The sequence below is a fragment of the Microbacterium sp. NPDC055910 genome (genome assembly GCF_042271185.1).
GTDB lineage: Bacteria > Actinomycetota > Actinomycetes > Actinomycetales > Microbacteriaceae > Microbacterium.
The window spans coordinates 40,510-54,476 of sequence record NZ_JBHJZS010000011.1; the positions used below are offsets into that span (position 1 = coordinate 40,510).

At 62.9% G+C, this 13,967-nt stretch carries 10 protein-coding genes; 2 read left to right on the plus strand and 8 right to left on the minus strand.

What is annotated here, in order from left to right; genetic code table 11:
- Positions 1-71: 71 nt before the first annotated feature.
- Positions 72-1,261 (minus strand): IS3 family transposase gene (locus tag ACFC3F_RS07190; protein WP_376128035.1). Its coding sequence is split into 2 segments (ribosomal slippage): positions 72-980 and positions 983-1,261, totalling 1,188 coding nucleotides; the frame shifts between segments, so codons are not numbered across the junction.
- A gap of 77 nt (positions 1,262-1,338) precedes the next feature.
- Here ACFC3F_RS07190 and ACFC3F_RS07195 point away from each other — a divergent pair.
- Entirely contained in the window at positions 1,339-1,722 is a 384-nt protein-coding gene (locus tag ACFC3F_RS07195) for a hypothetical protein (RefSeq protein WP_376128037.1), read from the plus strand.
- An 84-nt stretch (positions 1,723-1,806) separates the two neighbouring features.
- Here ACFC3F_RS07195 and ACFC3F_RS07200 read toward each other — a convergent pair whose 3' ends face one another.
- From ACFC3F_RS07200 to ACFC3F_RS07210, 3 genes are all read right to left on the minus strand, one after another.
- Complete coding sequence (locus ACFC3F_RS07200; protein WP_376128039.1) at positions 1,807-2,253, minus strand: TIR domain-containing protein; 447 nt, start codon at positions 2,251-2,253, stop codon at positions 1,807-1,809.
- A 23-nt stretch (positions 2,254-2,276) separates the two neighbouring features.
- Positions 2,277-3,596, minus strand: coding sequence for an SIR2 family protein (locus ACFC3F_RS07205; RefSeq protein ID WP_376128040.1), 1,320 nt, complete (start codon positions 3,594-3,596; stop codon positions 2,277-2,279).
- A gap of 464 nt (positions 3,597-4,060) precedes the next feature.
- Positions 4,061-4,708, minus strand: coding sequence for a helix-turn-helix domain-containing protein (locus tag ACFC3F_RS07210; protein ID WP_376128042.1), 648 nt, complete (start codon positions 4,706-4,708; stop codon positions 4,061-4,063).
- A 205-nt stretch (positions 4,709-4,913) separates the two neighbouring features.
- Between ACFC3F_RS07210 and ACFC3F_RS07215 the strand changes: the two genes are divergently transcribed.
- Positions 4,914-5,555 (plus strand): hypothetical protein, encoded by a 642-nt coding sequence (locus tag ACFC3F_RS07215; protein WP_376128044.1) that lies wholly within the window; start codon positions 4,914-4,916, stop codon positions 5,553-5,555.
- Between the two features lie 158 nt (positions 5,556-5,713).
- Here ACFC3F_RS07215 and ACFC3F_RS07220 read toward each other — a convergent pair whose 3' ends face one another.
- The 4 genes from ACFC3F_RS07220 to ACFC3F_RS07235 form a co-directional block, all read right to left on the minus strand.
- Entirely contained in the window at positions 5,714-8,458 is a 2,745-nt protein-coding gene (locus ACFC3F_RS07220; RefSeq protein WP_376128046.1) for an AAA family ATPase, read from the minus strand.
- A gap of 225 nt (positions 8,459-8,683) precedes the next feature.
- The gene (locus tag ACFC3F_RS07225; RefSeq protein WP_376128048.1) at positions 8,684-9,517 is read right to left on the minus strand and encodes a hypothetical protein; all 834 of its coding nucleotides are present in this window, start codon (positions 9,515-9,517) and stop codon (positions 8,684-8,686) included.
- On the minus strand, positions 9,510-10,874 hold the full coding sequence (locus tag ACFC3F_RS07230) for an AAA family ATPase (RefSeq protein ID WP_376128050.1): 1,365 nt from the start codon (positions 10,872-10,874) through the stop codon (positions 9,510-9,512). The genes ACFC3F_RS07225 and ACFC3F_RS07230 overlap by 8 nt, the downstream gene beginning before the upstream one ends.
- A 16-nt stretch (positions 10,875-10,890) precedes the next feature.
- Positions 10,891-13,956, minus strand: coding sequence for a type I restriction endonuclease subunit R (locus ACFC3F_RS07235; RefSeq protein WP_376128052.1), 3,066 nt, complete (start codon positions 13,954-13,956; stop codon positions 10,891-10,893).
- Between the last annotated feature and the right edge of the window lie 11 nt (positions 13,957-13,967).

Genomic DNA, 13,967 nt, shown 5'->3' on the forward strand with positions numbered 1-13,967 from the left:
TCGGGAGTTGTTGCAGCGTTCCGGCAAGAGGGACTGCCCCTACTTTGGTTGACGGGTAGGGGTCGGGGTGTTCAGGCCGCTTCTGCGGTTCTGTAGATCATCTCAAACTCGACGGGTGTGAGCTTTCCGAGGCCTCGTTGACGGCGGCGGCGGTTGTACTTCGTCTCGATCCAGGTGACGATCGCGAGGCGGAGTTCCTGCCGCGTCTCCCAGCGGCGCGTGTTGAGGACGTTCTTCTGCAGGAGCGCGAAGAAGCTCTCCATGCTGGCGTTGTCGCCCGCGCCGTAGGAGCGCCCCATCGACCCGACCAGCCCGTTGTTCTCGAGCAGCCGTTGGGTCCTCTTCGCGCGAAACTGGCCACCTCTGTCCGAATGGCAGATCGTGCCGACCGGCTGCCGCAGAGCGATCGCGTTGCGCAGCGCCGACCGCGCCAGCGATCCCTTCATGCGCGAGTCGATCGAGTAGCCGACGATCTTGTTGCTGCAGACGTCCTTGATCGCGCAGATGTAGAGCTTGCCCTCACGAGTGGGGTGCTCGGAGATGTCCCAGAGCCAGACCTTGTTCGGGGCATCGGCGGCGAACTCATGCCGGACGACGCCGTGCTCGTCGACGACCGCGAGGAGGTCATCATGCGGGGCAGGCCCGGTGGAGCCGGGCTTGGAACGCTTCTTGTGATGGCTGGCGGTGATTCCAGCGATGCGGCAGAGCCGATGCACGCGGTTCTCGCCGACGGTGATGCCGTACTCGTCGGACAGTTCATCGGTGAGGAATCTGTAGCCGAGGGTCGCATCATCGCGGTGAGCCTCGTAAAGGACGTCGATGAGGTGAGCATCGTCCCAGTCCCGCTGGGAGATCGGGGCCTTCAGCCACTTGTAGTACCCCTGGGTCGATAAGCCCAGAACCCTGCACGCCACCACGACCGGCACCCTGATCGGAGCGCCGGCCGCGGCCATCTCACGGACGAGCGGGAAGACTATTTTCCCGGCAAGTTCGCCTGCGACAGATACGCCGCCGCACGGCGGAGCACCTCGTTCTCCTGCTCGAGCAGACGTATGCGCTTCTTCGCCTCGCGCAGCTCCGTCTGGTCGGCGCCGGTGAGACCGGGACGTCGTCCGTCCTCGATGTCTGCTTGCTTCATCCAGTTCGACAAGGACCCTTCGGAGACACCGAAGTCCTTCGCGATCTGCGACAGCGGCGTCTGGCCCTGTCGGGCCACCGCCACGACGTCGTCTCGGAACTCCTTGGGATACGGCTTTGCCACAGGGACATCCTTCCAGCGAGGACGAATCCTCACAGATCAGACGTCAACCAAACTCGGGGCAGTCCCAGACGGCGTACGTGGATTGGATCGACGACCCGCAACTGGACCGTAGCCGCGTGACGGCCGCATCGGCACGAACGCTGCGCGAGCGTATGAGGCAGTGCGCGTCTATGGTGTATGCGGCGACGAATGCCGCAGCCACTTCGAAGTGGATGCCGTGGGAGCTCGGATACTTCGACGGCCGAAAAGGCCAAGAAGCGATCGCCATTATGCCGCTCGTCGAGTACGAGGGACAGCGACTCGGTCAGGAGTATCTGGACATTTATCCACAGATCGAAAAACCCGACTGGTCTTCGTTGTCCGCTCCAATCGTCACCAAGCGGATGGGTCCTGTAACCCTGCAGAAGTCCCTGTCCGAGCTCGTCGCAGCGCGCGGCGGCAGTTCATGGCGCGTGCGCTAGTCCACATCTGGGCGCTGAAAGCGAGTCCACTGTCGTCGCGCAGCGCACCACGGCGAGGGGACTCATAGGCGGCCGCGCGACGAGCTACTTCCCAGCAGCCTTCGCCGCTCGCTCAACCCAAACGCCAAGGTTTGTATACCCATCGTCCTTGTTCCATAGGTACATGGGGTATCCAGCGGGCAGCGGGTTCGGACCAGCGTCGTCGACGTTGCCTCGAATGTCCTTGATCTTCTCGATCCGGATGCCGAGCAATCCGTTGCCGCGCGCAATGGACTGTTCGATCTCGTACTTCACGTATGGGCGAGACGCCGTTTCCTTCCCGATCAAGACCACGGTGACGGACGTATTCCTCAATCCCGCGGCGATGATTGCCCGGACCGCTGCATCGCCCTTGGTCTGCGCTTCCTCCCACAGAGATGCATCGAAGAATCCGGCGGCCTCACGATCGCGAGTAACCCAACTGTTGCGAACAACATTCGCCCGGAAAATGTCGCGTTGAAAGTGGAAGCTGAAGAAGACTCGACGTGCCATCCGTGTACTCCGTAGGTGATCAGTTACGCGGTGCGGTTTGCAGTCATGAGGCGAGCCAGCGCCTCCAGTATCTCTGGGACGGTCGTGCTCCTGCGATTCAGGATATTGAAGTCGCGCTTGCTGGCCGTCGCTGACATGAGGCTCTGCCAGTCCCCCTTCACTTGCGGCCAAAGCTCCTCGGCTACCCAGCCCGTGCTGCCAATCGGGAGCGGGATCGCACCACCCTCAAGCGCGAGCCGGAACTCCTCGTGGACGCCGTCGGAGGGCACAGTCGTGGAGCCATCCGATGCGACCTTGTTGCCGGCGATGAAGATCGCGAAGCCAGCGCTGGCAAGTAGGTCCGTCCGATACTTCGTGTATAGATCTCGTCGCGGAGAGCTGTAAGGAAAGGGCTTCAGGATCAGCCGTCGGTCAATGTTCGTTGCTCCCTCGGAGTACAACTGTTCCAGCGCACCGCTCAGGAGGTGCGGGCCGATGCCCTTCCCGAACCCGGAAATGATGTCGTATCCGTCGGCGATGAGCTGGCGGCCGAGCTCCCGAGCAGCGCCCTCAAGCCAACGCTGACCTCGTGGTTCGAAATCATCTGCGGCGCCAGAGATGAAGACGCGCGTGCGCCGCAACTGTCGATCGAGATCGAGCAACAGACTTGGGACCTCGTCGAAAGCGTCAACGAGAAGGGTTCGGATGCCGAAGGTTGCGAGGTCCTCGACCTTCAACATTTGGCGGTTCCTCGCGTAGCCGTAACGCTTGGTGCCTCGTCGCCCCAGTGGCTCTCTCCGCATTACGACGAAGTGCTCGCGCTTCGAGTCACCGAACGCCAACCGAAGCTCGTTCAGAATGAGGTCGAGGTGCGGATCCGTAAAGCTGAATCCGAGAAAGAGGAAGGTTCTCTCAGATAGGTCCGCGCGCAGGCGGTCCCGGAACCCAGGAAAATTCCGCGTGTAGGTCCGATAGTCATCGCGAGTGATAACTATCGTTTTGGGGTCTTCGAGATCTCCGTGAAGTTTGAAGACCGTCGTCGCGGCTTTCGAACCAGCCTCGATCAGCTTGGCGGAGCTGTTCTTGACGCGGACGGTTCGGCCAGCCGCGCGGAACGAGTCCTCAACGAGGGTGTCGTAGTTGGACGTCCAGACGAGATCGATCGGCAGCTTGGCCAAGGCATCGTGCGCCGCCGAGGTCCCCGACTTTGAGAACTCCTCCACGAGCTTGGCATGGAGTCGCAGCCGGCTCCGCGCGGGCTCCCGGTTCAGGTGGTACTGGGCGACAACGGTGAGGTCCTGCTCGACATCCAGATCGAGTTTGAGATCCGACGCGAACTCCTCTAAGAGACCCTTCCAGTCCACGAACCCCGCGCCACGGCTGAGTCCTGCACCAACGAACGAAGCCGCCTCGCCCCGACGCAAGGCCTGTCCATACTGCCGCAGAAAGTCGGCGCGGCTTATCGAGGCTGACATCGCTGACCTCAGGCGAGGATCGCTTTCACGATGTCCCAGCTCCAGCGCAGTTCGCGAATCGTCGTGTCTTTGCCACCGGGCCACCTTCGGTCAAGGAAATCGCTCCGACCCCGACATACCCGAGCCAGTCACGCCCCACCAGCATATTGGCGCGCCCTCATATGGCAGTTCTGGACCTCGCTCCGCTCTACAGGCTTCGAGCGCAAGCCTGCTCTACACCCCGCTCCGCTCTAGCTTGGACGAGCGGACTCGAACTCGCTAACCGGATTTCGACTGACAAGAGCGGACATCGACGAGTACGCGTTCCGAGAGGCAATCGTTCCCTTGAGCGCGACCCATCTTTCGCATAAGCGCTAGTCAGTACCAGTGCTCGAAGGCTGCTCTGGCACTTCGGTCCAGAGGAGCACCTGTGCCCGCGCGTACTCAGCGGCAAGCTCAACCAGGTCCGAACGCTCTTGTTCGCTCTCGACGATGACGATCATCTCGTTATCGACACGCGCGCGCTTCTTGTCCTCAGGTAGTGCAGAGACAGCCAGCTTGCCGAGTCGCTGTTGCACCCAGTCAAAGTACTCGTCTGGTTGATCGGGGCGAATGTCGCCCTCTGCATCGGGCAGATTGGCGAGCAAGTCGGGGTGTTCCACGAGAAACTCGCGCACCATCGCTAGGCGATTGAGCCAGCGCTGCAAAAACGGTTCGAGTTCGTTCATCGCGGAGTCGGCAGCACGTCGTAGGCGATGCAGTTGCTGTGGCGGTGAGAGCGCGAAGCCGACTAACGCATCAAGCTCGAGATCCATCACTTCTGCGATAAGCATGGCTTCCGTCAGGCGAACCGAGCGCGCGCCGGACTCGATGCGCGAAACCGCCGGCGCGTCCAGCTTCATGCCTCGGACTGTCAGGCGATCCGCTAGTTGGCGCTGACTGAGCTCTCGCTGACCCCGCCAGAAGGCCACGGCTCGACCAAAGGCCTCTTCTTGCGTCATGGACGTTACGGAGGTTGTCATAGAAAGCAACTCTATGCCGTTGCGGACACAAGCCCAAGCATTTATGCTTACCACTACAAGGCTTGTCGAAAAAGACAAAGATGGCGGGCCTGAAGTAGCGACAACTACTTCAGGCCCGTGGTGCGATGGTTCATCAGCGATCCAATCGTATCCCGCGTGCGTTAGTGCGTTGCGTCGAAGCCCCGCATCAACGATTGGATCTCAGATGGCACCCGAAAGTCATACCCCTTCGCTCGGTCACCTTCGCGACTTCGCGCGTGCGCGAGCTAACGGTCGCGCTACCCATGTCGAGAGCGACCGACGTCAGGTCGAAGCACCCGCAGACGATCGCGTCTTCGCTTTCGTTTACGAACGATTGATTACTCGAATCATCGAGTACGTTCGTGCCGGTAACCGGGGCGGGGCCCTCGACCAGGCGGTGTTCGACGCCAGTGACCGCATGAAGCCCAGCTATGCTGCGGCGGCGAAGGGTATGGCGCAGGTTCTCCAAGGCCTGAACCCGACCAGCGCGTCCCGCAGACAGAGGAACATCGTGGTTCTCGATACCGATGGCTATCCCCTCGTCAGCTTGCGGGTACATCTTGTTCTCGAGGCCGCCTCTGGCAACTTTGGCGCAGTGGTTCACTTCTCGGGCAATCCGATCACTCAGCCGGAAATGGATCTGATGGAGACCGCGGTCGCGAAAGCGGTCCAGCAGATCGATCCGAACCTGCAGCCGATGATCGTCTTGGCGCGAACCGGGGTTGCCCGTCCGATCGACCCGGCGGTAGCTCTGACCCGTGAACGCATTTCCTTCCTCCGAACAGAATCGCTGGCCTATCGGGAGGCCTGGGCCGTCGCGGCTTAGTAGACGACTAGAGCGGGCCGGTCTAGAGCTCGCCCGCTCGTTGTGTCCTCCGCCAGACCACGCGACGAGATGTCGCGATTGCGCCCACGCCCCCATCCACCCCGCCCCGGATACCGACCCGAAGCCTGCCCGCTGAGAGCCCCGCGAATCGAACGCCGCTACATCCCCATCCCACGCCCCGCACTCGACGCCCCAACAACCGGACCGGTCGCCGTCGCCGCCAAGTCCCGCGCTCGCGCCGCTCGCCGCAACTCCGCCTGAGCCGCGAGCACAGCATCCTGCACCGTCAGCTCCGGCGTGCCGCGCTGCATCGACTCGGCGAGACACTGGCGGGTGGCCGCATCCGTCCGCGCGACCACGATTGCGACGTTGTGCACTCGCCCGCGTGTGAGGCCGACGTACAGGCCCGCCGCGTCGACATCCGGCCCGACCACGGAAGCATCGGCCGTGTCGCCCTGAACGCCATGCACCGTCGACGCGTAGGAGAGCTGCAGGTGCTCCCGCGCATACTCGGCAGAAACTCGCCGCAACTCTCCGCTGTCGCCAACCGACACAAGATCGACGAACTCCTCACGGATGCCGCGTACGATCCACTGCGCACGATTCTCGACGCCCGTGAGCCGGTCGTTACGGCGGGTCTGGACAGTGTCACCGACGAGTATGCGCTGCTCCCCCATCCCCCACGCGACCACACCGGGATCCAGGTCGCCGTGATCGACTCGCCGCTGCTGGATCGCGACGTTGATGGCATCCGCCTCAGCGTTGGTACCGGACACCAACGTCACCCGCATGCCATGCGCTTGCCACTCGAAGTACGCGTCGATCATCCGCTCACGGGCTGCATCGTGATGAGCAACCCGTACGACGTGACCGCGTTCCGCCAACTCACCGGCAACCGTCAATGCATGCTCGCGATCGCTCGTGTTACGCAGCCGCAGCGTGAGCGCCGCGTACTCGGGATCACGGAACCGATGCACCGTGTCGAGCTCGACCGCTGAATTCGCGTGTCGGACCGCTGAACCCATCGCACCGGAATGCCCGACCGGCAGCGCTTGGTGCGGGTCACCCACGAACGCGAGCCCTAACCCCTGTTCGATCGCAAGGTCGGCGAGGACGTTCGCTGTCTGCAGATCGACCATGCCCGCTTCGTCCACCACGATCCGATCGCGAGAACGCAACACGAATTGCGTCGGCCCGCTGTACGCGACACCCGTGCTGGGATCGATCTCGCCCACGCGCAGTCGTGTCCACACCTTTGCACCGGTCGGATCGGCACCCCACCGGTAGCCGTGGTCTGCGAGCAGTGCATGAATACTGGATGCGGAAGCCCCAACCTCGCGAGACGCCACCGACGCCGCCTTCCGGGTCGGAGCGACGACGAGCATCTGCCGCCGTTGCGCACCGAGGGCTGCGAAAGCAACACGCAGCATCGTCGTCTTGCCTGTGCCAGCGGGGCCGGTGACCGCGACGAGCCCATCAGTCCCGGCGATAGCGCACGCCGCAACACCCTGCGAGGCGTCCAGCGTCGAGATGCCCTCGTTGGGCGCGAACCGATACAGCACATTCGGCAGGAGTGAGCGCCCCGGCTGGGCGAGCACATCAAGGCGTCCGGCGAGGCGCACCTTCGCGCGCACTGTCTCGGTCGCCATGAAGGCCTTCACATGCGCCGGCGGAACCTCCGCAACGAGCCGATAGACGGCCTTCGCGGCGCGCGTCGTGATCTCGAGGATCACGCCATCGAGCTCGCTGCGCTCCGCAACGATGCCCGTCCGCGAGAGCGCGCGTATTGCGCCGGCGCGGATGTCGAAGGTACTGAATCGCCCGCCGCATGATGTGGACCGTTGGTCCGCATCCACGATCGCCGCAGCAGCGAGCAGATCCAGATCGAGGGCGTGCAGGTCTGTCGCAGCGACGGCAATCGGTGCACGCGCGGTGATCAGACTCGGATCGATCGCCGTGATCTCGTCGCGGACGCGCGACTCCCACGACATCTCCTCCAGGTCTACCGGCTTGTTCGGTCGCGCGATCGCCCACGCACGCCGGTCGATCTGATGCAGCACCTGCGCGCTGGGCGCCGAGCCCCCGTGCGCCGCCGACCACTCCGCGATCAAGCGCGTTCGGTTCCGCTCGATCTGGCCCGACCTGCGCGAGAGCGGACGCACGGCGCCGGCGAGTCCGGCGATCCCGCCCGAGTCGTCGAGTCTGTACCCGTGGCGTGCAAGCGCGGCGATCCATTCGGGATCTGTGCGCGCGGCGAGCTCGCCCTCGGCGTTGATGACCGTATGCAGCTTCATCGCGACGCGCGAGTCAAGGTTCGACCACTTACCGTCCGCGCCGAGCACCTTGATGTTCAGCCACAGGTGACGGTGGATGTGCGGGTCGAGCGCGCGAGAGCGACGATGCTGCAGCTCGACGACCTCGATGCGCGTGACCTCCTCGCGGAGGAGACCGCCGTGGCCGCGCCGAGCGTTGAGCTCGGTCTGCCACGTGAGCAGGATGCGCTCACGCAGCCGGTCTTGTAGCGCTTCGAACTCTGCAGCGAGTTCCGGATGCAGCAGCGCCGCGATGCTGTACGACTTCGGGTGATTGAGCGTCCCGTCGAGAACCAAGTCCGCGTCAGGGCTCAGCCGCTGGTGGCCTCGCTCCTCCCCCGTGACCGGGTCGTGCCCGGTCAGCCAGACACGAAGTCCGCCGGCTGTGAGTTCGTCGGAGGTGATGACGCCGTTGTCGACGACGAACCGAGAGACGGTTGAATCGGATGCTGCGCCATACGCCTCGAGCGCTTCGGCGCCCGTCGGGTGGGGTATGTGGGCGTCGCACGTGCCCTCGAGAGCATACGAGATCGCGTGCCGAACCCCGCGGGATTCGACACCCCTCTTCCATCGCTCCAGACCTCCGCGCATGGCGCCAGAGTAGGCTAGGTTTTCGCGGTTATCCAGGGATTTTTCTAGGATGCAGGTAGCTGTAGCGAAGTGGTTTCAAAGGGCGTCGTCCACCATCGGTGCCTGCGTGCATTACGGTCATAGCGTTGCAATACGGTCACTGAGCTCAATGGGTGCATTGCGGCCAATCACGGAGCAAGCGCGTTACGCGGAGTCCGCTGATCATCACACGGGATTGGTAGCTTCTCAGGCCGCGAAGACTCGAAGCTCGTCTTCTGCTGCAGCGAGCGACTCACGAACCGTGAGAAGCCACTGAGACTGAGCCAGCGCAAATCCGCCGCTGGAACGTATTTGCGCGGCGATCAACTCCATGCCCACCGCAGTGTGAGAGAGCGATGCGAACTTCGCGCGAAGTGACAGTCCTGCGAAGGCCGCAATATCCTTGCCACGCGACCCCCGTCCGTCTGGCGGCGGGTGAGCGCTAGCTAGAACTACGTCGGCAACCGCTACCGCGCAGTCGCTGGCACTCAGCAAACTGGCGGCGTAGCGTCGAACATCAAGGGTCAGGGTGACCTTGTTTGCCTTCGCGGTCGGGTCAATCGCATCGAACCGCAGCCCCCAGTCATTCACCCGACTGGCATGCCTGATGCCCGCAAGGGGCCCCGCTGAGTCGATGACGGTCTGAGCTGCCGCCTCCGCCCCGCCGACTGCGCTGAGCTTCGTCGACGAAGCTAGATGCTCGAGCAGATGCGCGAGCACTCCCAACGATACGAGCATCGCTTCGAGATCTCGCTGTTCGTAAGTATGTACGATACCCTCAAGCTCGGCATCGGGCTCATCATCGAAGTCGGCGTCGACAATCGCTCGTACTCCCACCTGCCCCCACGCCTTGAGCGCTCGCACCGCGGTCAGGGCTTTCGGTTTCCCGTCGGCGGCAAACATGGTCACCCGATCGAGATGCGCTCGGAGCGTAAGTAGGTCGTCCGGACCTTCTACAATTAATACGGGCGACTTATCTACTTGACGATGCTGACGGATACGATCCTCGAGGCGATCCAGGTCACGCAGTGAGTTACTCATCGAAGTCTTCGCTGAGGTCGTCGATGTCCTCCGAAGCAGTCGCAGGGATCTGGGATGTGAGTTCGAGCTCTTCTGTGAGATCCCATCGGCCGTTTACGATCCCCGACGAGTGCGTGGCCAGGAGCACCTGGAGATTGCTGAGAGCAGCCACGCGGGTGATGTCTGCGAGGAATGCGTGCTTCCAGGCCGCGTGAAGCGAGATTTCGGGCTCGTCGATAAGGACGAGGGACCCGGGACGGGCAGCGAACAGCAGAAGGGTGAACAGGGCTACCAGGTGCTGCTCGCCGGATGAGAGCCGCGCCACGGGAAGCCGATGACCTGCCACATTGTGGAACTCGAGACCGCCGCGCGCGGAGATCGAGGTCTTCTTTCCCGATGGCGCTAGTTTCGTGTCAAGAATGTCGCGAAGCGCTTCCAGCTTCTCGTTGACTGGAAGCAGGGGCTCAAGTCTGCGATCCCAGTCATCTAGAAAAACGCTCAGTATTCGGCGATCGGTCGGCGTTGTCTTGTCCGGAAACGCCATCGGTCTTTCGCCAACTGCTAGTCCGTTCCGAGCGAGAGCCTCATATCGCTCGACTGTATTGTCGTAGCGCTTGTGAAGGTCGGACTCTCGCACCGTCGACCGGGCACCTTGCAGGGCGCGCCGCGCGAAACTAAGGTCTGCACTCTGCGTGGCCTGCACTGAAGCACGCCGGGCTTCGGTTATCTCTTCACTGAGCATGTGTGTATAACCACGAATTCTTGATGCCGCCGCGGTATTTGACCGAATACGACGGCCGCCCCACTCGCCGAGCATGCGCGGGTCCTCTGCGCGAGCGTCCAGGCGCCAGGTATCGATGAAGACCGGGCGATTGCCTCCACAGAGTTCGGCGATTGCTGGGACCTTCCTAGCGCGGGTCGCGAGTGCATCGACATCGAAGTCGTACCGGCGGCGCAAATCGTTCTCTGATAGGTAAGCTCCGGTCCGCTCGTTGAACCAACGCCCCGCCGCCGTCTTCACGATTCCTGCAGGCAGCGCGCGTTCAATGTCGAGCTCTTCAAGCGTGAACACAACGCTCTCCGTCTCCTCACCGGGTTGGCTTGCAGCAGATATGCGGACGGTGGGCCCGTCAGGTCCGACCTCTCGGTCGACGACGAGCGCCTTACCGCCGCTGAACTCCAGCGTCAGTTTTCTGTACGTCGTCTCAATGAGGGTCTGACCGTCAAGGGCGAGAAGTGCAGCCGTCAGGCGGAGCACGTGGGTCTTTCCGGCACCGTTGGGCGCGACAATGATTGTTGGCTCGGTTGAACGAAGGTTCACCACATGGTGTGCATAGCCAAATAGCCCGACGATTTCGATTCTGGTGACGGTTCTCATGGGGTTCCTTCGTTCCTCAATTTGGACCCACACTTCTGAAGTGGTCATAAAGCATGGCGGGGAGCGCTTTACTCAACGCCGCGAACAGCCCGCTGTCGCCGAGCAGTTCGTCAATGAAAGCGGGCGTCTCGTCTCGCACTTCGACGACTGCCTTGGTGAACGCCCTCGGCAGCGCCGGCGACTCGGCGAATTGTTGCGGCGTGTTCACTTCGGCCTGGCGAGCAAGTTCGACGTCCAGGGCGAGCTTGCCGACGATGTGGTTCATCTGCAGGTCGATGACGCCGACGCCGTACTTGTCGCCGAGGCGTTCGTTGAGCTTCTGGATGATCTCCTCGAGCGCGCTGCGGTGCTTCTCGTGGATCGCGCCGGATCCGATCGCGGTGATCGGGTCCAGCCCCGGTCCCTGCTCGAGGTTGAGCTTGACCGCTTCGCCTGCGGAGATCTTGTAGCCGACGAGCGTCACGTCCGAGATGTCGACCGGTTCGAGGATTGTCGCAGTGGACAGCTGGGGAAGGATGCGGCGGAAGAAGTAGTGCCGACGGGGTAGGTCGGTGTCTTCGAGGTTGCGGGCCTGGGAGATGAAATCGTAGAACTTCACGAAGTTTCCCACGTCCGCCTTGAAGAGCCGCAACTCGTCCTGCTCGGATTTGTCGTCGTCCAGCACAGCTGCGACCCACCGCTTCTGGAACCGGTCCACCGCCGGGGCGGTCGCCGCCGACACCTTCGAGTTCACGTTCACCCCACCGGCGAGTGCGGCATCGAACGCCTGCTCGACCTCCGTCATGTCGTAGATTCCTGCGGCGTCGAGCTTGACCACGAGGTCGTAGATTAGGTTCGGGTCGGTCGTCGCGGTGAGGGTCGCCTTCCGGTAGTACGGCAGGAACGCGTCCAGCACCTCGAGGGGATCGTTGACGAAGTCGAGAACGAACGTCTTGTCCTTGCCCGGGTAGGTGCGGTTCAGGCGGGACAGGGTCTGCACGGCCTGGACGCCGCCGAGCTTCTTGTCGACGTACATCGCGACCAGGCGGGGCTGGTCGAACCCGGTCTGGAACTTCTCGGCCACGATCATCACGTTGAATGTGGCCGGTTTGAATGCCTCTGCGAGATCCGACGGAACCCCCGGATTCTGAGTGCGCTCCGTCAGCCCCTCGCCAACGTCGTCCGGGTCTTCGACGGTGCCTGAGAACGCAACCAGCGACCGCACCCCCAGCACTCCGGAGTCCGCGATGTACTTGTCGAGGTACTTCTTCCACCGCACCGCCTCGATGCGCGATCCGGTGACGACCATTGCCTTGGCCTTGCCGTCCAGCAGGGGCTGCACGAAGGTGCAGAAGTGGTCGACAACAATCTTTGCCTTCTGGCTGATGTTCGTCGGATGCAACCGTACGTACTGCACCAGCGCCTTCACCGCGGTCGACTCATCGACCTCACCGGCGTCGTCGTACTCCGAGTCGGGATGCTGCAGCCTCCACGCCACCTTGTAGGGCGTGTAGTTCTGCAGCACGTCGAGGATGAACTTTTCCTCGATTGCTTGCTGCATCGAGTACAGGTCGTACGGCTCCGGCAGACCCCCACCCTCTCGCACACGCCCGAACAGCTCGAGCGTCTTGCCCTTCGGGGTCGCTGTGAAAGCGAAGTAGGAGATGTTCGGAGCGGACGCCGTGACCTCCATCGCCCACTGCAGGTACGCCTCCGAGTTGATCGGCGCGCCTTCCGCGACCGCGGCCTGCTCATCCGGCGACAGCACCTTCGTCAACGCGCCCGCGGTCGACCCGGTCTGCGACGAATGTGCCTCATCCGCGATCACCGCGAAACGACGCCCCTGCAGCTCTGGCAGGGTCTGGATCGCGGTGATCAGCGCCTCGAACGACTGGATCGTCACGATCACGATGTTCTTGCCGCCAGTCAGCGCGGCGGCGAGCTGCTTCGACTTCGACTCGCCCGCGTCCTTCGTGATCGACTGCACCACCCCGGCCTGCTTCTCGAACTGGCTGATTGCATCCTGCAGCTGCTTGTCCAGCACCGTCCGGTCCGTGACCACCACGACCGTGTCGAACACGCGCACGTTCTGGTTGTCGTGGAGCTGGGAGAGGCGGTGCGCGAGCCACGAGATCGAGTTCGTCTTCCCCGACCCCGCCGAATGCTGCACCAGGTACCGGTTCCCCGGCCCCTCCACCCGCGCCGCCTCAACCAGACGGGTCACAGCCCGCCACTGGTGGTATCGGGGGAACAGCACCTTCTCGGTCTTGGTCTTCTTGCCTGTGTCGGGGTCGACATCGACATCGACCTGCAGGTGCACGAACGATCCCAGCAGCTGCAGCCAGGTGTCGCGCTGCAGGATCTCCTCCCAGAAGTACGAGGAGGCCGACCCGTTCGGGTTGACCGGGTTCCCGGCGCCCTCATCCGCGCCCTTGTTGAACGGCAGGAAACGGGTCGCGGCGCCGGCGAGCTTCGTCGTCATCCGCACCTCGGAGTTCGACACCACGAAGTGCACCAGCGACCGCTTCGCGAACCCGAACAACGGCTCACCCGCCGGCGACCGGTCGAACCGGTACTGGTTCACCGCGTTCCCGATCGACTGCGTGAAGTCCGTCTTCAACTCCAACGTCGCGACCGGGATACCGTTCACGAACAGCACCAGATCCAAGGCCTTGTTCGGATGCTTCACCGAGTAGTGCACCTGACGCACCACCCGCACCCGCATCTTCGCGTACGCCTCGAGCGTGTCAGGGTTCTGAGTCGTCGCCGGCCGGAACTGCGCCAACCGGAACTTCACCGCACCCCCATGCAGCGGCACCATCGAGAACCCCTCATGCAGAATCCGGATCGTCCCACCGTTCTTCAACGGATCCAGATCCAAAGACTTCGCAAGGCGATTCAGGATGCTGTCGCCCGCGGCCTTGCGCTGCGTCTGAGTGTCACCGGGCCGAACAACCTTCGCGAACTCGATAGGCTGCGAGTCCGCCAACCAGCTGAGCACGTCCTCAGGGAACAGCGCGAGCTCACGGTTGTAACCGGCATCGGTCGGCGAATACAACCAGCCGTTCGCGGCGAGACGCTCCGCGATCTCGTTCTCGAGCACCGATTCCAGAT

Coding starts and splice junctions, on each gene's coding strand:
- ACFC3F_RS07200 (WP_376128039.1), bottom strand. CDS start 2,253: ATGGCACGTCGAGTCTTCTTCAGCTTCCACTTTCAACGCGACATTTTC.
- ACFC3F_RS07210 (WP_376128042.1), bottom strand. CDS start 4,708: ATGACAACCTCCGTAACGTCCATGACGCAAGAAGAGGCCTTTGGTCGA.
- ACFC3F_RS07215 (WP_376128044.1), top strand. CDS start 4,914: ATGGCACCCGAAAGTCATACCCCTTCGCTCGGTCACCTTCGCGACTTC.
- ACFC3F_RS07220 (WP_376128046.1), bottom strand. CDS start 8,458: ATGCGCGGAGGTCTGGAGCGATGGAAGAGGGGTGTCGAATCCCGCGGG.
- ACFC3F_RS07225 (WP_376128048.1), bottom strand. CDS start 9,517: ATGAGTAACTCACTGCGTGACCTGGATCGCCTCGAGGATCGTATCCGT.
- ACFC3F_RS07230 (WP_376128050.1), bottom strand. CDS start 10,874: ATGAGAACCGTCACCAGAATCGAAATCGTCGGGCTATTTGGCTATGCA.